General features: G+C 71.1%; 13 protein-coding genes and 3 pseudogenes. 4 read left to right on the forward strand and 12 right to left on the reverse strand.

What is annotated here, in order from left to right; translation table 11 throughout:
• Position 1 precedes the first annotated feature (1 nt).
• Both AB0O01_RS29180 and AB0O01_RS29185 read right to left on the reverse strand, forming a co-directional pair.
• The gene (locus tag AB0O01_RS29180; protein WP_365317950.1) at positions 2–868 is read right to left on the reverse strand and encodes an acyl-CoA thioesterase II; all 867 of its coding nucleotides are present in this window, start codon (positions 866–868) and stop codon (positions 2–4) included.
• A gap of 52 nt (positions 869–920) precedes the next feature.
• A complete protein-coding gene (locus tag AB0O01_RS29185; RefSeq protein ID WP_365317953.1) occupies positions 921–3,434 on the reverse strand; it encodes a DUF3516 domain-containing protein in 2,514 nt (837 codons plus the stop codon).
• A 145-nt stretch (positions 3,435–3,579) separates the two neighbouring features.
• Between AB0O01_RS29185 and AB0O01_RS29190 the strand changes: the two genes are divergently transcribed.
• Positions 3,580–4,371, forward strand: a complete 792-nt coding sequence (locus AB0O01_RS29190; protein WP_365317955.1) for a metal-dependent hydrolase — start codon at positions 3,580–3,582, stop codon at positions 4,369–4,371.
• Positions 4,372–4,699: 328 nt separating this feature from the next.
• On the opposite strand, the gene AB0O01_RS29195 is transcribed toward AB0O01_RS29190, so the two are convergent.
• From AB0O01_RS29195 to AB0O01_RS29215, 5 genes and pseudogenes are all read right to left on the reverse strand, one after another.
• On the reverse strand, positions 4,700–4,972 hold the full coding sequence (locus AB0O01_RS29195; protein ID WP_365317957.1) for a type B 50S ribosomal protein L31: 273 nt from the start codon (positions 4,970–4,972) through the stop codon (positions 4,700–4,702).
• 155 nt (positions 4,973–5,127) lie between these two features.
• The gene (locus AB0O01_RS29200; RefSeq protein ID WP_365317959.1) at positions 5,128–5,595 is read right to left on the reverse strand and encodes a DUF5709 domain-containing protein; all 468 of its coding nucleotides are present in this window, start codon (positions 5,593–5,595) and stop codon (positions 5,128–5,130) included.
• 253 nt (positions 5,596–5,848) lie between these two features.
• Positions 5,849–7,630, reverse strand: coding sequence for an ABC transporter ATP-binding protein (locus AB0O01_RS29205; RefSeq protein WP_365317961.1), 1,782 nt, complete (start codon positions 7,628–7,630; stop codon positions 5,849–5,851).
• Positions 7,631–7,914: 284 nt separating this feature from the next.
• Positions 7,915–9,654: pseudogene (locus tag AB0O01_RS29210) on the reverse strand (ABC transporter ATP-binding protein); the annotation flags it as partial.
• A gap of 470 nt (positions 9,655–10,124) precedes the next feature.
• Complete coding sequence (locus AB0O01_RS29215; protein ID WP_365317963.1) at positions 10,125–10,574, reverse strand: MarR family transcriptional regulator; 450 nt, start codon at positions 10,572–10,574, stop codon at positions 10,125–10,127.
• A 120-nt stretch (positions 10,575–10,694) separates the two neighbouring features.
• Here AB0O01_RS29215 and AB0O01_RS29220 point away from each other — a divergent pair, with 120 nt between their 5' ends.
• Together AB0O01_RS29220 and mltG are read left to right on the forward strand one after the other, a co-directional pair.
• On the forward strand, positions 10,695–12,632 hold the full coding sequence (locus tag AB0O01_RS29220; RefSeq protein WP_365317965.1) for an ABC transporter ATP-binding protein: 1,938 nt from the start codon (positions 10,695–10,697) through the stop codon (positions 12,630–12,632).
• 171 nt (positions 12,633–12,803) lie between these two features.
• A complete protein-coding gene (mltG, locus tag AB0O01_RS29225) occupies positions 12,804–13,664 on the forward strand; it encodes an endolytic transglycosylase MltG (RefSeq protein ID WP_365317966.1) in 861 nt (286 codons plus the stop codon).
• Between the two features lie 196 nt (positions 13,665–13,860).
• Here the strand turns inward: mltG and AB0O01_RS29230 are convergent, their stop codons facing one another.
• The 5 genes and pseudogenes from AB0O01_RS29230 to AB0O01_RS29250 all read right to left on the reverse strand — a co-directional run bounded on the left by AB0O01_RS29230 (position 13,861) and on the right by AB0O01_RS29250 (position 17,402).
• Complete coding sequence (locus tag AB0O01_RS29230; RefSeq protein WP_365318022.1) at positions 13,861–14,952, reverse strand: NAD(P)-binding domain-containing protein; 1,092 nt, start codon at positions 14,950–14,952, stop codon at positions 13,861–13,863.
• A gap of 357 nt (positions 14,953–15,309) precedes the next feature.
• Positions 15,310–16,002 (reverse strand): annotated as a pseudogene (locus AB0O01_RS29235) (hypothetical protein); the annotation flags it as partial.
• A gap of 191 nt (positions 16,003–16,193) precedes the next feature.
• The gene (locus AB0O01_RS29240; RefSeq protein ID WP_365317968.1) at positions 16,194–16,937 is read right to left on the reverse strand and encodes an ABC transporter ATP-binding protein; all 744 of its coding nucleotides are present in this window, start codon (positions 16,935–16,937) and stop codon (positions 16,194–16,196) included.
• Positions 16,910–17,268, reverse strand: a pseudogene (locus AB0O01_RS29245) (ABC transporter permease subunit); the annotation flags it as partial. The gene AB0O01_RS29240 and the pseudogene AB0O01_RS29245, both read right to left, overlap by 28 nt.
• A 50-nt stretch (positions 17,269–17,318) precedes the next feature.
• Complete coding sequence (locus AB0O01_RS29250; RefSeq protein WP_365318023.1) at positions 17,319–17,402, reverse strand: putative leader peptide; 84 nt, start codon at positions 17,400–17,402, stop codon at positions 17,319–17,321.
• Between the two features lie 199 nt (positions 17,403–17,601).
• Between AB0O01_RS29250 and AB0O01_RS29255 the strand changes: the two genes are divergently transcribed.
• The gene (locus AB0O01_RS29255; RefSeq protein ID WP_365317970.1) at positions 17,602–18,024 is read left to right on the forward strand and encodes a secondary thiamine-phosphate synthase enzyme YjbQ; all 423 of its coding nucleotides are present in this window, start codon (positions 17,602–17,604) and stop codon (positions 18,022–18,024) included.
• Positions 18,025–18,142 lie beyond the last annotated feature (118 nt).

Raw genomic sequence — 18,142 nt, forward strand, 5'->3', positions numbered from 1 at the left:
GCTACAGCGCCCGGAACAGCCCTTCCTGCACGACGGACACCAGCAGACGGCCCTCCAGGTCATAGATCCGGCCGCGCGCCAGACCCCGTCCGCCGGTCGCGATCGGCGACTCCTGGTCGTACAGGAACCACTCGTCGGCGCGGAACGGCCGGTGGAACCACATCGCGTGGTCCAGCGACGCCATGTCCAGGTCGCGCGGCCCCCAGAGCGGCTCGACCGGGATGCGCACCGCGTCCAGCAGCGTCATGTCGCTGGCGTAGGTCAGAGCGCAGGTGTGCACCAGCGGATCGTCACCGAGCGGGCCGACCGCGCGCATCCAGACGGCACTGCGCGGCTCGGCGCCCTTGACCTCCTCCGGTGTCCAGCGCAGCCGGTCCACATAGCGGATGTCGAAGGGCTGGCGGCGGGCCATGCGCTCCCACTGCTCCGGAAGCGCGCCCAGATGGTCCCGTATCTCGTCGGCGACGGTCGGCAACGACTCCGGGTCCGGGACCTCGCGGGACGGCGGCAACTGGTGCTCGAAAGGACCCTGTTCAGGCTTGTGGAAGGAGGCGGTGAGATTGAAGATCGTGCGGCCCTGCTGCACCGCGGTGACCCGGCGGGTGGTGAACGACCGTCCGTCCCGCACCCGTTCGACCTGGTACACGATCGGCACGCCCGGCCGTCCCGGACGAAGGAAGTACGCGTGCAGCGAATGCACCGGGCGGTCGCCCTCGGTGGTGCGGCCCGCCGCGACCAGCGCCTGGCCGGCCACCTGCCCGCCGAAGACCCGCTGGAGTGACTCCTGCGGGCTGCGGCCACGGAAGATGTTGACCTCGATCCGCTCCAGGTCGAGCAGGTCCACAAGCCGTTCGGCCGGGTTCGTCATGGGAGTCCTCAAGGATGTCCTGCGGTGGGGTGGGAAGGTAGGGCGCCGGGGCTCACAACTGCCCGACGTCGGTCACTTTGACGACGGCCCGGCCCTCGGCGTCGGAGGCGGTGAGGTCGACCTCGGCGCTGATGCCCCAGTCGTGGTCGCCGCGCGGGTCGTCGAAGATCTGCCGGACCCGCCACAGGGCGTTCTCCGGCTCCTCCCGGATGACCAGCAGCTTCGGCCCGCGCGCGTCGGGACCCGTACCCAGGTCGTCGTACTCGTCCCAGTACTTGTCCATCGCCTCGCCCCAGGCGTCCGCGTCCCAGCCGTCCTCGGCGTCCAACTCGCCGAGTTCGCCGACCTGGTCGAGGGCGGCGAGTTCGACCCGGCGGAACAGGGCGTTGCGGACCAGCACCCGGAAGGCGCGCGCGTTGGTGGTGACCGGCTTGACCTCGTCGGCCTTCTCCTGGGCCTCCTCGGCGGTCATCTCCGCCGGGTTGGCGAGCTGCTCCCACTCGTCCAGCAGACTGGAGTCGACCTGGCGGACGGTCTCGCCGAGCCACTCGATGAGGTCCTGGAGATCCTCCGACTTCAGATCGTCGGGGATGTTGTGGTCGAGAGCCTTGTAGGCGCCGGCCAGATAGCGCAGCACGATGCCCTCGGTGCGGGCCAGCTCGTACAGGGAGACCAGCTCCGTGAAGGACAGCGCCCGCTCGTACATGTCCCGCACCACCGACTTCGGCGACAGCGGATGATCCCCGACCCAGGGGTGGCTGCGCCGGTATGTGTCGTACGCGTGGAAGAGCAGCTCCTCCAGCGGCTTGGGGTAGGTGACGTCCTGGAGCCGCTCCATGCGCTCCTCGTACTCGACGCCGTCCGCCTTCATCGCGGCGACCGCCTCACCGCGCGCCTTGTTCTGCTGGGCGGCGAGGATCTGGCGCGGATCGTCCAGCGTGGACTCCACGACGGACACCATGTCGAGCGCGTACGACGGCGACTCGGGGTCGAGGAGTTCGAAGGCGGCCAGCGCGAAGGTGGACAGCGGCTGGTTGAGCGCGAAGTCCTGCTGGAGGTCGACGGTGAGCCGGACGATCCGGCCCTCCGCGTCCGGCTGGTCCAGCTTCTCGACGATCCCGCCGTCCAGCAGCGAGCGGTAGATGGCGATGGCCCGCCGGATGTGCCGCACCTGCTGCTTGCGCGACTCGTGATTGTCCTCCAGCAGATGGCGCATCGCCTCGAAGGCGTTGCCGGGCCGGGCGATCACGGACAGCAGCATGGTGTGCGTGACCCGGAACCGTGACGTCAGAGGCTCCGGCTCGGAGCCGATCAGCTTCTCGAAGGTGTCCTCGCTCCAGGCGACGAACCCCTCGGGCGCCTTCTTGCGGACCACCTTGCGGCGCTTCTTCGGATCGTCGCCGGCCTTGGAGAGCGCCTTGTCGTTCTCGATCACATGCTCCGGCGCCTGCGCGACCACGTACCCGGCCGTGTCGAAGCCCGCGCGGCCCGCCCGCCCGGCGATCTGATGGAACTCCCGGGCGCGCAGCGTCCGGACCCGGCTGCCGTCGTACTTGGTCAGTGCCGTGAACAGCACGGTACGAATGGGGACATTGACCCCCACTCCGAGGGTATCCGTGCCGCAGATGACCTTCAGCAGACCGGCCTGCGCCAGCTTCTCCACCAGACGCCGGTACTTGGGCAGCATGCCCGCGTGGTGCACCCCGATCCCATGACGGACATAACGGGACAGATTGCGGCCGAACTTGGTGGTGAAACGGAAATTGCCGATCAGCTCGGCGATCTGCTCCTTCTCCTCACGCGAGCACATATTGATGCTCATCAGCGCCTGCGCCCGCTCCACCGCCTGCGCCTGCGTGAAATGCACGATGTAGACGGGAGCCTGCTTCGTCTCCAGCAACTCCGTCAGCGTCTCGGTGAGCGGCGTGCGCCGGTAGGTGTAGGACAACGGCACCGGACGGGTCGCCGAACGCACCACCGACGTGGGACGCCCGGTCCGCCGGGCGAGGTCCTTCTCGAACATCGAGACATCGCCCAGCGTCGCCGACATCAGCACGAACTGCGCCTGCGGCAGCTCCAGCAACGGAATCTGCCAGGCCCAGCCCCGGTCCGGCTCGGCATAGAAATGGAACTCGTCCATCACCACCTGACCGACATCCGCGTTCCTGCCGTCACGCAGCGCGATCGACGCCAGCACCTCCGCGGTGCAGCAGATCACCGGCGCGTCGGCGTTCACCGAGGCGTCACCGGTGAGCATGCCGACATTCTCGGTACCGAACAGTTTGCACAGCTCGAAGAACTTCTCCGAGACCAGCGCCTTGATCGGAGCCGTGTAGAAGGTGACCTCGTCCCGCGCCAGCGCGGCGAAATGCGCACCCGCCGCGATCATGCTCTTCCCCGAACCGGTCGGCGTGGACACGATCACATTCGCACCCGACACCGCCTCGATCAGCGCCTCCTCCTGATGTGGATAGAGCGTGAGACCGCGCTCCTGGGCCCACGACTCGAAAGCGTCGTACAGGGCGTCGGGGTCGGCGGTCGGCGGCAACTGATCGATGAGCGTCACGACCCCATCTTGCCTGCCCCGGGCCCCGACCGGGGAATCGGCTGCGGACCGGAAGATCGCGAACGCTACGCTGTGTCGCCGACGTGGCATCAGCGCACACGGCCAACTGGACAGCGGCACACGAGGAATGGGGCGGGCAGCGGCGATGATGGGACCAGCACACTCACTGTCGGGAGCCGCCGCCTGGCTCGGCGTCGGAGCCGCCTCCGCCGCGGCCGGCCACACCATGCCCTGGCCGGTCCTCCTCGTCGGCACCCTGATCTGCGCCGGGGCCGCCCTCGCCCCCGACCTCGACCACAAGGCCGCCACCATCTCGCGTGCCTTCGGACCCGTCTCCCGTGCCCTCTGCGAGATCGTCGACAAACTGTCCTTCGCCGTCTACAAGGCCACCAGAAAGCAGGGCGACCCGCGCCGCACCGGCGGCCACCGCACGCTCACCCACACCTGGGTATGGGCGGTACTGATCGGCGGCGGAGCCTCGGCGCTCGCCATCACGGGCGGACGCTGGGCCGTGCTGGCCATCCTCTTCGTGCACATGGTGCTCGCCATCGAGGGCCTGCTGTGGCGGGCGGCCCGCCCGAGCAGCGATGTCCTGGTGTGGCTGCTCGCCGCCACCAGTGCCTGGATCCTCGCCGGAGTCCTCGACAAGCCGGGCAACGGGGCGGACTGGCTGTTCTCCGACCCCGGGCAGGAGTACCTGTGGCTCGGGCTGCCGATCGTCCTCGGCGCCCTGGTGCACTGCGTCGGGGACGCCCTGACCGTGTCCGGCTGCCCGATCCTGTGGCCGATCCCCATCGGCCGCAAGCGCTGGTACCCGCTCGGCCCGCCGAAGGCGCTGCGCTTCCGGGCGGGAAGCTGGGTGGAGCTGAAGGTGCTCATGCCGGCGTTCATACTCCTCGGCGGAGTGGGCGGGGCGGCGGCACTCAACGTCATCTGAGGCGAGGGCCGCCGGCGCCTGGTCCTGCGGGGCTGGAGTATCGGTGTTATCGGACAGTGCCGAGTGCTGTCGGTCCTGCGTGCCGGAGGGTGCTGAGTGCCGGCGGTCCGGGGTTATGGGCAGTGCCTGGCGCTGTGAGCCCTGAGGACCAGGACAGTGCCGAGCGCTGTTGGTGCCGAGTACCCGTACAGTGCCGAGCGCTGCCCATCCCGCGTACCGGACAGTGCCGCGTATCTGCGGTGCCGGGCACCATCGCGGTGGCTCCGGTCGTGGTGGGGAGGCGCGGGGCGCCGTGGTCAGGGGCGGGGGCAGGCGGGCGCGCCGGACCTCAGGAGGCCGAGCCGGAGGCGGAGCCGCGTTCGGTGCCGTAGCGCTTCTCGAAGCGGGCGACACGGCCCTCGGAGTCCACGGTCCGGGCCTTGCCGGTATAGAAGGGGTGGCTCTCGGAGGAGATCTCGACGTCCACGACGGGGTAGGTCTCGCCGTCGTCCCACTCGATGGTGGTCTCGCTGGTCGCGGTCGACCGGGTGAGGAACGCGTATCCGGCGGCGCGGTCGCGGAAGACGACGAGGTGGTAGTCGGGGTGCTTGTCCTGCTGCATGACGGCTCCTGTCACAGCGGCGGCGGGGTGGCCGGGCGGGCGTGGGGACGGCGGCGGCTGACAGCGGGGCGGGGGAGGGGCGGGAGGGGTGGGGGGTAGTGGGTGCGGGGGGTGGGGTGGGAGGGGGAGGGGGGAAGCCCCCCCCCGAGGCCGGGTCAGCCCAAAAAGTCCTCGTCCACGATGTGCATCGCCGCCTCCTCCGCCGAGGCCGCCGCGCCGTCGATACCGACGTCCGTGGCGACCAGGGCGCTCTCCTCGTCCTCGTGGGTGCCCTCGTCGGGGGCGACGAGCCGGCCGGAGCGGTCGGCGCCGACCTCGTTGTCCCAGAGTTCGCCGTCGGTGCCCTGGATGTCGCCCAGTCCGTCGCCGTCGGGTGCGGCGAGGTCGGGCAGTTCCTCGGCGAGGCGCTGGTCCAGGGTCTCGCCCTCCTGCCGTTCGGCGGCGGTGACGTCGTCGCGCTCCACCGCCCAGGGGCGCTCCGGCGGGGACCAGCCCCGATCGAGGGGGTCGTCGACGCCGTCGTCGACAAGGGTGTCCTCGGGATCGAGCAGCCCCGCGTCGTCCTGGACCTCGGATCCGTCGGGCTGGTAGACGTCGTCTCCCCATCCCTCGGCGCTGTTCACAGGTACCTCCAGGTGCTGGAGACGGCCCCGCCGAACCGGATGGATCCCGGGGCGGGCGGGCCTGGTGGGCAAGCCGATGCCGTTGCCGCTATCCAGCCTTCCACCCCCCTTCGGGACCGCGCAACGCCACGGGGCGGAGGGTGACGGAGCGTGTGCGGGGGAAGGGGGGGCAGGGAGCGGCGAGACGGGGCTGGTGGTGCGGGTGGACAGGATGGACAGGGTGGGGGAGCGGGGGCCGGAGGGGGACGTCGGGTCACCCGTGCCATGACTTCCACAGCGCCGCGTACGCCCCGTCCGCCGCGACCAGTTCCTCGTGGCTGCCGAGTTCGCTGATGCGGCCGTTCTCGACGACGGCGATGACGTCGGCGTCGTGGGCGGTGTGCAGGCGGTGGGCGATGGCGACGACCGTGCGGCCGTCGAGGACGCGGGCCAGGGACCGTTCCAGATGCCGGGCGGCGCGAGGGTCCAGCAGGGACGTCGCCTCGTCCAGCACCAGGGTGTGCGGGTCGGCCAGCACCAGACGGGCCAGGGCGATCTGCTGGGCCTGGGCCGGGGTGAGGGCCAGGCTGCCGGAACCGACCTCGGTGTCCAGGCCCTTGTCGAGGGCGCGGGCCCAGTCGTCCGCGTCGACCGCCCCGAGCGCGGCCCACAGCTCCGCGTCCACGGCCTCGGCGCGGGCGAGCCGCAGATTGTCGCGCAGGGAGCCCACGAAGACATGGTGTTCCTGGTTCACCAGGGCGACATGGGAGCGGACCCGTTCGGCGGTCATGCCGGAGAGTTCGGCACCGCCCAGGGTGACCCGGCCGGTGCGGGGACCGTAGATGCCCGCCAGGAGCCGTCCGAGTGTGGACTTGCCCGCGCCGGACGGCCCGACCAGCGCCAGCCGGGTGCCCGGGGCCACCTCCAGGGAGACCTTGCGCAGGACGTCCACGCCCTCGACGTAGCCGAAGTGCACCTCGTCGGCCTGCACATGGCGGCCGTCCGGGGCCAGCGTGGCGTCACCGGCGCCGGGCTCGATGTCCCGGACACCGACCAGGCGGGCCAGTGACACCTGCGCCACCTGGAGCTCGTCGTACCAGCGCAGGATGAGGCCCACCGGGTCCACCAGCATCTGCGCGATGAGCGCACCTGTGGTGAGCTGGCCGACATCCATCCAGCCCTGGAGGACGAAGACCCCGCCGATCATCAGCACCGACCCGAGGACGGTCACATGGGTGATGTTGATGACCGGGAACAGCACCGACCGCAGCCACAGGGTGTACCGCTCCCAGGCGGTCCACTCCTTGATCCGGCGGTCCGACAGCGCGGTGCGCCGGTCGCCCAGGCGGTGGGCCTCGACGGTGCGGCCCGCGTCGACGCTCTCGGCCAGCGCCGCGGCGACCGCCGCGTACCCGGCCGCCTCCGAGCGGTACGCCGACGGCGCACGCCGGAAGTACCAGCGGCAGCCCACGATCAGCAGCGGCAGCGCCAGCAGTACGGCGGCGGCCAGCGGGGGCGCGGTGATGACCAGACCGCCGAGCAGCAGCGCGGCCCACACCACGCCGATGGCGAGTTGCGGCACGGCCTCGCGCATGGCGTTGGCGAGCCGGTCGATGTCGGTGGTGATCCGGGAGAGCAGATCGCCGGTACCGGCCCGTTCCAGCACGCCCGGGGGCAGCCCGACCGACCGCACCAGGAAGTCCTCGCGCAGGTCGGCCAGCATCCGTTCGCCGAGCATCGCGCCGCGCAGCCGCACCTCCCGCACGAAGACGGCCTGGACGACCAGCGCGGTGAGGAAGAATCCGACCGTGAGTTGAAGATGCAGGTCACGGGCGTTGTCGGTGACCCGCTCCACCAGACCGCCCAGCAGATACGGGCCGACCATCGAGGCGATCACGGCGGCCGTGTTCACGCCCATCAGGACCAGGAAGGCCCGCCGGTGGCGGCGGAACAGCTCCCTCACGTACGCGCGCACGGTGGTCGGGGCTCCGACGGGCAGGGTGCTCGCGGTCGTCGGGGCCGCCGGGTCGTACGCCGGTGGCGCCACGCCGATCATGCGCTCTCCTCGATGATGTCTTGGGTCTTTTCGATCTCTGGGGTCTCCGCCGCCACTCGGGCCTCGGAGATCGCTCTGGCCTCGGAGTTCTTGTGGGTGTCGGACGTCTCATGGACCTCGGGGGTCTCACGGACTCTGGGGGTCACTGGGGCCTCGGAGGCCACTCGGGTCCCCGGAAACTCATCGGTCGTCCCCAGCAGGGCTGTGCCGGATGCCGTCGCCGAGGGCGTCCCCGAGGTCGACGCCGGTGCCGTCCCCTGGACCGTTCCCGAGGCCGTCGCCGCAGCCGCCTCCTCGTCCGTCTCGCGGGTCACGACCGCCCGGTACCGGGGCTCGCGACGGAGGAGTTCGCGGTGCGGTCCGACCGCGGCGACGGTGCCCTCGTGCACCAGCACCACCCGGTCCGCCCGGTCGAGCAGCAGCGGTGAGGAGGTGAACACCACCGTCGTGCGCCCCTTGCGCAGCTCCCGTACGCCCCTGGCGATCCGGGCCTCGGTGTGCGAGTCGACGGCCGAGGTCGGCTCGTCCAGGACCAGCACCTCGGGGTCGGTGATCAGCGAGCGGGCGAGCGCCAGCCGCTGCCGCTGGCCCCCCGAGAGGGACCGGCCGCGTTCCGTCAGATGCGCGTCCAGCGGATCCTTCACGTCCAGCGAGCCCTGGAGCAGCGCCGCGAGCACGTCGTCGCACTGCGCCGCGGACAGGGCCGCCTCCGGCGCGACCTTCCCGGACGACGGTACGTCGAGCAGTTCGCGCAGGGTGCCCGAGAGCAGCACCGGGTCCTTGTCCTGGACCAGCACGGCGGTGCGTGCCGCGGACAGCGGCAGCTCGTCCAGCGGTATGCCGTCCAGCAGAACGGACGTGCCCTGCTCCGAGGGGTGCCCGCCGAGCCGCTCGGCCAGCCGTCCGGCCGCGTCCGGGCCGCCGCACACCACCGCGGTCAGCTCACCGGCCGGTGCGCGCAGCCCGGTCTCCGGGTCGTGCAGATCGCCGTTCGGTATCCCGGCCTCGCGCGTGCCCCGGGTGTCGGTGGCCCGCTCCAGGGCCAGCACCCGGGCGGCCCGCCGCGCGGACGGACGGGAGAAGGAGTACGCCATGGCGATCTCCTCGAAGTGCCGCAACGGGTAGCTGAGGATCATCACCGCGCTGTAGACGGTGACGAGTTCGCCGACCGTGATGGTGCCCTCGCGGGCCAGTCCGATGCCGTACCAGACCACCCCGATCAGCAGCAGGCCGGGCAGCAGGATCTGGATCGCGGCGATCAGGGACCACATGCGGGCGCTGCGCACGGCCGCGTGGCGGACCTCCTGGGAGGCGCTGCGGTAGCGGTCGAGGAAGAGTTCCTCGCCGCCGATGCCGCGCAGCACCCGCAGCCCGGCGACCGTGTCCGAGGCCAGCTCGGTGGCGTGGCCCGCCTTCTCGCGCTGGACGTCGGCACGGCGGGTGGCGCGGGGCAGCAGCGGCAGCACGGAGAGCGCCAGCACCGGCAGTCCGACGGCGACGACGACGCCCAGCGCGGGCTGGTAGACGACCAGGCCGACAGCGACGATGACGACGGTCAGCAGCGCGGCGGTGAACCGGGAGACGGCCTCCACGAACCAGCCGATCTTCTCCACGTCACCGGTCGACACCGCGACGACCTCGCCCGCGGCGACCCGCCGGGTGAGCGCCGAGCCGAGCTGTGAGGTCTTGCGGGCCAGCAATTGCTGCACCCGGGCGGCGGCCGTGATCCAGTTGGTGACGGCGGTGCGGTGCAGGAAGGTGTCGCCGATGGCGATACCGGCGGCGGCCAGCGCCAGCAGGCCGCCCGCGAGGGCGAGCCGGGCACCGGACCGGTCCACGACGGCCTCGATCGCGAGCCCGACGCAGAACGGCATCGCGGAGACCGACACGAAGTGCAGCACTCCCCAGGCCAGAGCCTTGAGCTGACCGCCCAACTGGTTCCGGAACAGCCACCTCAGAAAGTGTGGCCCCGAGCGCGCGTCCGGCACACCTGGGTCGATGTAGGGAAGGTCTTGGATCTGCATGGTGTCCCAGTGACTCGTATCAGGGGCAGGGGCAGGGGCAGGGGCAGGGGCGGGGGCGGAAAGGGGGGAAGGGGAGCGGAAGGGGGCGGAAAGAAGGGGGGAGGCGGAGAGGGGGAGAAGGCGGGCGGTGGCAGTCAGTCGCGGTCGGTCGTCTCGCGCCGCCGACAGCAAACCGTGCAAGGTTCGCTCCGCCGCGTGGCCGAAGGCAAACGGTTTTACCGGCGGGCGTCGCGAAGAGCGGACGCGTTTCGCCGGGGGCCGCGCCGCGCCCGCCCGGACGGTCCTCCACCCCTGAGGACGGCTCCGACCCGCGGTCCGACGGGGGATGGCTCATCGACTCCGACCGCCGACCTTGCTGCGGCCTCCGTCCCCCGGCCGCCGCCGAAACGCCCATCCACCCCCCACAGCCACCCGTCCCCACCCCCACAGACAACTCCCCCCCCCGCGTGACCACTCCGACTTCCCGGGGCTCAGCACTCCGGCCGGGGCGCGCCGTCGATCAGTCTGTCCAGCAGAGCCCCGAAATCCGCTCGCTGCTCGGTGGTCAGCGGCGCCAGTATTTCCCGGGCCGCCGCGCGACGGGCGTCCCGCAGGGCGCGCAGGGTCTTGCGGCCGTCGTCGGTCAGCTCGATCCGGATCACCCGGCGATTGTCGGGGTCGGGGACCCGCCGTACCTTGCCGCTCGCCTCCAGCCCGTCGACCAGGCTCGTCACGGCCCGCGGCACCACCTCCAGGCGGGTCGCGAGGTCGGCCATGCGCGGGGGCGCGGAGAAGTGCGCGAGGGTGCGCAGCAGCCGGGACTGGGCGGGGGTGATGCCCAGCGCGCTCTGCTCCAGGTGGCGTTTCTGGATGCGGTGCACCCGGCGGGTGAACCGGAGCAACTGCTCGGCCACCAGGCCGTCGGGATCGGGGGAGGTCATACGGGAACAATATCAGGACCTTGTTCATTGTGAATATAGGTAACAATGAGCTATGCTCCGCCAGACACCGGTGATACCGCTGACATCGCTGATATCGCCGACTCCCCTCCGAAGGAGCCCATGCACCCCGATCACGCACCCGAGCGCGGACCCCGCAGTGGATCCGGTCGCGGTTCCGGACGCGAACCCGGCCAGGGTTCCGGACGCGGTTCCGGCCGAGGCCCCGCAGCGATCCGGTCCCCCCGCGCGGACGGCGAAGACCCCCGCCCCCTCGGCGCCACCGGCGCCGACGACGGCGCGGAACCGCAGCCCCGCCAGGTCCGCCGCATCCTCGCCCTCTTCCGTCCCTACCGAGGCCGACTCGCGGTCGTCGGCCTGCTGGTCGGCGCCGCCGCCCTGGTCTCCGTCGCCACGCCCTTCCTGCTGAAGGCGATCCTCGACACCGCGATCCCCCATGGCCGCACCGGCCTGCTCACGCTGCTCGCCCTCGGCATGATCCTCAGTGCCGTACTGACCAGCGTCTTCGGCGTCCTGCAAACCCTGATCTCGACCACCGTCGGCCAGCGCGTGATGCACGATCTGCGCACGGCGGTCTACGGCCGTCTCCAGCGCATGTCGCTGGCCTTCTTCACCCGCACCCGCACCGGTGAGGTCCAGTCCCGCATCGCCAACGACATCGGCAGCATGCAGGCGACCGTCACCTCCACCGCCACCTCGCTGGTCTCCAACGCCACCAGCGTGATCGCCACCGTCGTCGCCATGGTCGCCCTCGACTGGCGGCTGACGATCGTCTCCCTGGTGCTGCTCCCGGTCTTCGTGTGGATCAGCCGCCGGGTCGGTGACGAACGCCGGAAGATCACCAATCAGCGGCAGAAGCAGCTCGCCGCGATGGCCGCCACGGTCACCGAGTCGCTCTCGGTCAGCGGCATCCTCCTCGGCCGCACCATGGGCCGCTCCGACTCGCTCACCCAGTCCTTCGCGGGCGAGTCCGAGCGCCTGGTCGACCTCGAAGTCCGCTCCAGCATGGCGGGCCGCTGGCGGATGGCCGTCATCACGATCGTCATGGCCGCCATGCCGGCCGTCATCTACTGGACGGCGGGCCTGGCCCTGCATACCGGGGGCCCGGATGTCTCCATCGGCACGATCGTCGCCTTCGTCTCCCTCCAGCAGGGTCTGTTCCGCCCGGCGGTGAGCCTGCTCGGCACCGGAGTGCAGATCCAGGCGTCCCTGGCGCTCTTCCAGCGCATCTTCGAGTACCTGGACCTGCCCATCGACATCACCGAGCGCGAACGCCCGGTCCACCTCGACCACATCAAGGGCGAGGTCCGCTTCGAGAACGTCGAGTTCCGCTACGACGACACCTCCGGCCCCGTCCTCGACGGCATCGACCTCACCGTCCCCGCGGGCAGCAGCCTGGCCGTGGTCGGCACGACCGGCGCGGGCAAGTCCACCCTGGGCCATCTGGTGCCCCGGCTGTACGACGTCACCGGCGGCCGGGTCACCCTGGACGGCACCGACGTCCGCGACCTCGATTTCGACTCCCTCGCGCGCGGGGTCGGCGTCGTCTCCCAGGAGACCTACCTCTTCCACGCCTCCGTCGCCGACAATCTGCGCTTCGCCAAGCCGGACGCGACCGACGAGGAACTGCACGCCGCCGCCCGCGCGGCCCAGATCCACGACCACATCGCGGCGCTGCCCGACGGCTACGACACGGTGGTGGGGGAGCGCGGCCATCGCTTCTCCGGCGGTGAGAAGCAGCGGCTGGCCATAGCCCGCACGATTCTGCGCGACCCGCCGGTGCTGCTGCTGGACGAGGCCACCAGCGCGCTGGACACCCGTACCGAGTACGCCGTGCAGGAGGCCATCGACGCTCTGTCGGCGGGCCGTACCACCCTCACCATCGCCCACCGGCTGTCCACCATCCGCAGTGCCAACCAGATCGTGGTCCTGGAGGCCGGCCGCGCGGTGGAGCGGGGGACGCACGACGAACTGCTCGCCCTGGACGGCCGCTACGCGGACCTGGTCCGCAGAGACGCCCAACTGGAGCCGACGGGCTGACACCTGAGGTCGCCGGGCCGACCGCCGGCACCACGAGAAGCGCCGATCCCGATATATCGATGGGCTCCACCGCCCCCTTCGCCCTCTCCATCCCCCTCCCCGCGTGTGAGCCGTGAGCGACAAGATGAAGATATGCCGGAATTGTGACGATATGCGGGTTACCGTGCCCGCATGCAGATGAACACTCCGCCACGGAGCACGATTCGACTGACGCGCAGAGGCCGGATCGCCCTGGTCGCGACCGGGGCCGTCGTGGCCGGCACCGCCGTGGCGGTGCCGCTGCTGACCACGGGCGAGGACGCGCCCGCCAAGCCCACCAGTCTGGTCATTCCGGAGGGCTACCGGGCGAGCCAGATCTACTCGGCCGTCGACAAGGCCCTCGCGGTGCCCGCCGGAACCACCAAGAAGTCCCTCGCCAAGGCTGGTCTGAAACTGCCGAACGACGCCGACGGCAACCCGGAGGGGTATCTCTTCCCGGCGACCTATCCGCTCACCGACACCTCCACCCCGGAGGCGCTGCTCGCGCAGATGGTCGACACGGCCAACAAGAAGTTCAACGGCGCCCCCATCGCGGCAGGCGCCCAGCGCAACGCCATGAACGTCTACCAGGCCGTCACCATCGCCAGCATCGTCCAGGCCGAGGCCGCCACCCCGACCGACATGGGCAAGGTCGCGCGGGTCGTCTTCAACCGCCTGGAGCGCGGGATGCCGCTCCAGATGGACTCCACCATCAACTACGCCCTCGACCGCAGCACCCTGAACACCACACTGGACGACACCCGGATCGACAGCCCCTACAACTCGTACCAGCGCATGGGGCTGCCCCCCACACCGATCGACAACCCGGGCGAGGAGGCGGTACGGGCGGCGATCGGCCCGCCGCCGGGCGACTGGCTCTACTTCGTCACCGTCAAACCCGGCGACACCCGCTTCACCGCCGACTACGCCGAGCATCAGCGCAATGTGGCGGAGTTCAACAAGCTGAACAAGGCCCGGCAGAGCGCGAGCCCGGAGCCGGGGGCCAGGACCTGACACGCCGCGCCGGACCCTGAGATCCGGTACGCCACTCTGGATCCTCAGATCCGGTACGCCACCCTGGACCCTGGGATCCGATACTTCGTCCTGGACCCTGGCGCACCGCCGACCGGGCCCGTTTCAAGCGCCGACTTCGACGCCGATGCCAGACGCCGACCGGCATCCGACCCCGACCCGGGGAAAGGGGTCCGGATTACGCGGCGGCGGGGAGTTCCCCGGCCAGCAGCCGTCTGATGTCCCGTACCGCCGCGCGGCCCGCCCGGTTGGCGCCGATGGTGCTGGCCGACGGGCCGTAGCCGACCAGATGGATCCGCGGATCGGCGACCGCGCGGGTGCCGTCGACCTGGATCCCGCCGCCGGGCGTGCGCAGCCGCAGCGGCGCCAGATGGTCGATCGCCGGCCGGAACCCGGTGGCCCAGAGGATGACATCGGCGGCCACCCGCCGCCCGTCCGCCCACTCCACCCCGTCCGGGGTGATCCGCTCGAACATGGGCTGCCGGTCCAGCACCCCGTCCGCGATGCCCTGGCGGACGGCGTCGTTCAGCGGCAACCCGGTGACGGACACCACACTGCGCGGCGGCAGCCCCTGCCGTACCCGTTCCTCCACGAGTGCGACGGCCGCCCGCCCGGCGTCCTCGTCGAACGGGCCCTCGCGGAAGACCGGCGGCCGGCGGGTCACCCAGGTCGTGGCCGCCGCGTACGGCGCGATCTCCAGCAGATGCTGCGTACCGGAGGCACCCCCGCCCACCACGACCACCCTCAGCCCGCTGAACTCCTCGGGCCGCCCCGAGTACTGCGCGGTGTGCACTTGACGCCCCCGGAAGGTCTCCTGGCCGGGATAGCGCGGCCAGAACGGCCGGTTCCAGGTGCCGGTCGCGTTGATCAGCGCCCGCGCGGACCACACCCCGTCCGAGGTCTCCACCCGCAGCCGCCCGCCCTCGCCCTCCCGGACCGCCGACACCTCCACCGGCCGCCGCACCCGCAGCCCGAACGTCCGCTCGTACTCTTCGAAGTACGCGCCGATGACCTGCGAGGACGGCCGCGCGGGATCCGCGTCCGTCAGTTCCATGCCCGGCAGCGCGTGCATCCCGTGCACCTTGCCGTACGTCAGTGAGGGCCACCGGAACTGCCAGGCGCCGCCCGGACCGGGGGAGCGGTCGAGGACCACGAAGTCGCGGTCGGGCTCGAACCCGGACCGGCGCAGGTGGTAGGCGCTGGACAGCCCCGCCTGCCCGGCGCCCACGACGACCACGTCGACATCGTCGGCCTTGTCGACGCCGTGTATGTCGACTCCATGTGCTTCGCGCCCATGTGCGCCGACCCCGTGTGTGTTGTTCACGCTTCTACCAACGGTGGGAAGGCTCCGGCTCTTCCCGCCCGGTGCGGTACAAGCCCTCCTCGCTGGTCGCGCTCGGGGTCAGCACCGCGCCGAATCCGAGTTGCTCGGCCGCCTTGGCGATCTGGGCGGGGTACTCGATGTCGGGGGCACGCTCCCTTGGCGGCCCAGTGCCTCGCTGCCCCGGCGGCCAGGTGACCCGCACCGGGATCGTCGGAGGCGTACGCGTGCCGGTCCACCGGCGTGCGGCCGTCCCCGCACGCTGTGCAGGCAGGGAGGCCGCGAGGACGTACGGCTGGGCCAGGACTCCCGGGGGCCGCGGGGCGCGGTGGTGGACGGCGGTAGATCGCCGTTGAAGCGGTCATCGACGTACCGGGCGAAGTCGACCCTCTCCGGGATCAGCGCCGGTTCGGTGAAGGCGTCCGCGATCCGCTGCTCGGAGTCGATCAGCGGTTGGTCGACCGTTACCGGCACCGGGGACGCGGCCAGTGCGTCGGCCGGCTGAAGGTACTTCACCTCGACGTCGGCGAGGGTGAGCCCGGCCTTCTCCCGGGACGCGATCAACCGGTAGTGCGCGGAGGATCCCTGCGCCACCGCCACCGACCGCCCCTTGGGCTGTGCGGCCGATGTCAGCGAGGAGTCGTTGGGGACGAGGACGGCCTCGCCCCGTGACGCCCCGTGCCAGACCGCCACCACTGTGATCTTCGAACCGGCGCCGGCCGCGAACACCGGAGGGGTGTTGCCGACCCCGCCGATATCGACGGCCTCGGCGTTCACCGCCTCCAGCAGGGGTGGGCCGGAGGTGAAGGTGGACCACTTGATCCGGTAGTCGAGAGCGTCCAGTTCACCGGCGGCTCGCAGCATCGCTTCGGAACTTCCCTTCTGGTCTGTGACGTTGAGAGTGAGAGAGCCCTCGCCGTCGGTGCCGTCACCTCCGGAGGTGACGGTGGCCGAGTTCCCGCCGCAGGCGGAGGCCAACAGGGCGAGGGGGAGGGGCAGGGGAGGGTGCGGGCAGCGGGGAGCCGGTGGCGCGGCATAGGGGGGTCCGTTCGAGCGGCGGTGGAGGTGGAGGTCGGGGTGCACCTGGAAGTGGAGACCCGGGCTGAGACCGGGATCGAGACCGAGACCGGGATCGAGGCCGGGATCGGGAATGGGATCGGGATCCACGTGGTGAAGAGGGGGAGGGCGGTTCAGCCCGTCGCCGGTGTGTCGTCGTCCACGCCCAGTTGCCGCAGCAGCACGGTGCGGATCTCGGCGAAACGGGGATCGGTGATGTCCCGGGGCCGGTCGAGAGCGACGGTCTGCTCTTGGGCGATGACCCCCTCGTCCATCACCAGGACACGATCCGCGAGCAGCACCGCCTCCTCCACGTCATGCGTGACCAGCAGCACCGCGCAGCCGCGCCGCTGCCACAACTCGCCCACCAGCCGCTGCGCTTTGATCCGGGTGAGTGCGTCCAGCGCGCCGAACGGCTCGTCCAGCAACAGCAGATCGGGCTCCCGCACCAGCGCCCGAGCCAGCGACGCCCGCTGGGCCTCACCCCCGGAGAGGGTCTTGGGCCAGGCGTCCGTACGGTGGTCGAGGCCGACTTCGGTGAGCGCGCGCACGGCGACGGCCCGTTCCGGACGCCCCGGCAGCCCGAGGACGACATTGCGCCACACCCGCTTCCACGGCATCAGCCGCGGAGCCCGGAATGCGACGGCCTTGCGACGCGGTACCAGCACAGTGCCCTGGATGTCCCGGTCCAGCCCCGCGAGGATCCGCAGCAGCGTCGACTTTCCGCAGCCGCTGCGTCCGAGCAGGGCGACGAACTCGCCCGGCGCGATGTCGAGTTCCAGACGATCGATGACGGCACGGCCGTCGAAGGAGCGGGTGAGCCCGGCCACGTGCACTGCGGCCGGGGCGCTCACCGGCCGGTGAAGGCCGGTCGCCATTGCAGCAGCAGCCTCTCGAGGGAGCGGACGACGAAATCGGCGAACAGGCCGAGAAAGGCGTAGACGATCAGGCAGACCACGATCACATCGGTGCGTAGGAAGTCACGGGCCTGCACCATCAGGAAGCCAAGCCGATCCCGGAGTCCGCGTTGACCTGCTCGGCGAAGACCAGCGCGAGCCAGGCGATGCCGAGGGAGTAGCGCAGCCCGGTGAGCGCGCCGGGCAGCGCCCCCGGCAGGACCACATGCCGGATCAGCCCCGACCGGGACAGCCCCAGCGACTCACCGGCCTCGATGAGCTGGCTGTCCACATTGCGGATACCGGCGTAGACAATGAGGCCGGACGATCCGCCGTGGACGGTGGAGCCTGGGAAGAAGGGCGTCAGCAGCCGCGGCGACACGCGGCGGAGGCCACCCGCAGCAGGTCGATATGACCGCGCGCGGTGAGCAGGGCTGAACGCAACATGCCATCGAAGCTAGCCAGATGACGTGCTCACGGTCAACAAGCGTCTCGCGAAGCGGACGGCGCATATCGCACACCGGAAGACGGCATCCGCGACAGGGCGAGGCAATGGCATCTGCCACGGGGCGAGGGAATGGCATCTGCCACGGGGCGGGGTGATGGCATCCGCCGCGGGGCGGGGCGATGGGTCAGGATGGGACCCATGCCAGATGCGTTCACGACCCGAGTACTGCGTATCTCCACCGGTTCCCGGGAGACGGTCCACGATCTCACCCACGACTGCGAGGGCTTTCTGCGCGAGGTGTCCGGTGGGCGGGACGGGCTTCTCAATATCTTCGTCCCGCATGCCACGGCGGGTGTCGCCGTCATCGAGACGGGAGCGGGCAGTGACAGCGACCTCCTCGCCGCGCTGCACACCCTGCTCCCGGCGGACGACCGCTGGCAGCACCGGCACGGTAGCCCTGGCCACGGCCGCGATCACGTCCTGCCCGCGTTCGTGCCGCCGCACGCGACGCTGCCGGTGCTCGGCGGGCGGCTGGAGCTGGGGACATGGCAGTCGGTGTGCCTGGTGGACACCAACCGGGACAACCCCGAGCGGCAGGTGCGGCTGAGTTTTCTGGGGTGAGGGAGGTGCCGAGAGCGTGCGGGTGGGTGAGGTGCCGAGAGCATGCGTGCGAGGGAGGCGGAGTGAGCGTGCGGGGAGGGAAGGGAGGGTGGAGAGTCGGGCGGGCGGCTCGCGGGGG

Origin of the sequence: Streptomyces sp. NPDC093252, assembly GCF_040683675.1 — a bacterium.
Taxonomy (GTDB): Bacteria; Actinomycetota; Actinomycetes; order Streptomycetales; family Streptomycetaceae; genus Streptomyces.

Excerpts from the sequence above, each read along its gene's own strand:
- AB0O01_RS29250 (WP_365318023.1), bottom strand. The coding sequence starts at position 17,402 with ATGTTGCGTTCAGCCCTGCTCACCGCGCGCGGTCATATCGACCTGCTG.
- mltG (WP_365317966.1), top strand. The coding sequence starts at position 12,804 with ATGCAGATGAACACTCCGCCACGGAGCACGATTCGACTGACGCGCAGA.
- AB0O01_RS29255 (WP_365317970.1), top strand. The coding sequence starts at position 17,602 with ATGCCAGATGCGTTCACGACCCGAGTACTGCGTATCTCCACCGGTTCC.
- AB0O01_RS29215 (WP_365317963.1), bottom strand. The coding sequence starts at position 10,574 with ATGACCTCCCCCGATCCCGACGGCCTGGTGGCCGAGCAGTTGCTCCGG.
- AB0O01_RS29220 (WP_365317965.1), top strand. The coding sequence starts at position 10,695 with ATGCACCCCGATCACGCACCCGAGCGCGGACCCCGCAGTGGATCCGGT.
- AB0O01_RS29190 (WP_365317955.1), top strand. The coding sequence starts at position 3,580 with ATGATGGGACCAGCACACTCACTGTCGGGAGCCGCCGCCTGGCTCGGC.
- AB0O01_RS29205 (WP_365317961.1), bottom strand. The coding sequence starts at position 7,630 with ATGATCGGCGTGGCGCCACCGGCGTACGACCCGGCGGCCCCGACGACC.
- AB0O01_RS29180 (WP_365317950.1), bottom strand. The coding sequence starts at position 868 with ATGACGAACCCGGCCGAACGGCTTGTGGACCTGCTCGACCTGGAGCGG.
- AB0O01_RS29240 (WP_365317968.1), bottom strand. The coding sequence starts at position 16,937 with ATGGCGACCGGCCTTCACCGGCCGGTGAGCGCCCCGGCCGCAGTGCAC.
- AB0O01_RS29195 (WP_365317957.1), bottom strand. The coding sequence starts at position 4,972 with ATGCAGCAGGACAAGCACCCCGACTACCACCTCGTCGTCTTCCGCGAC.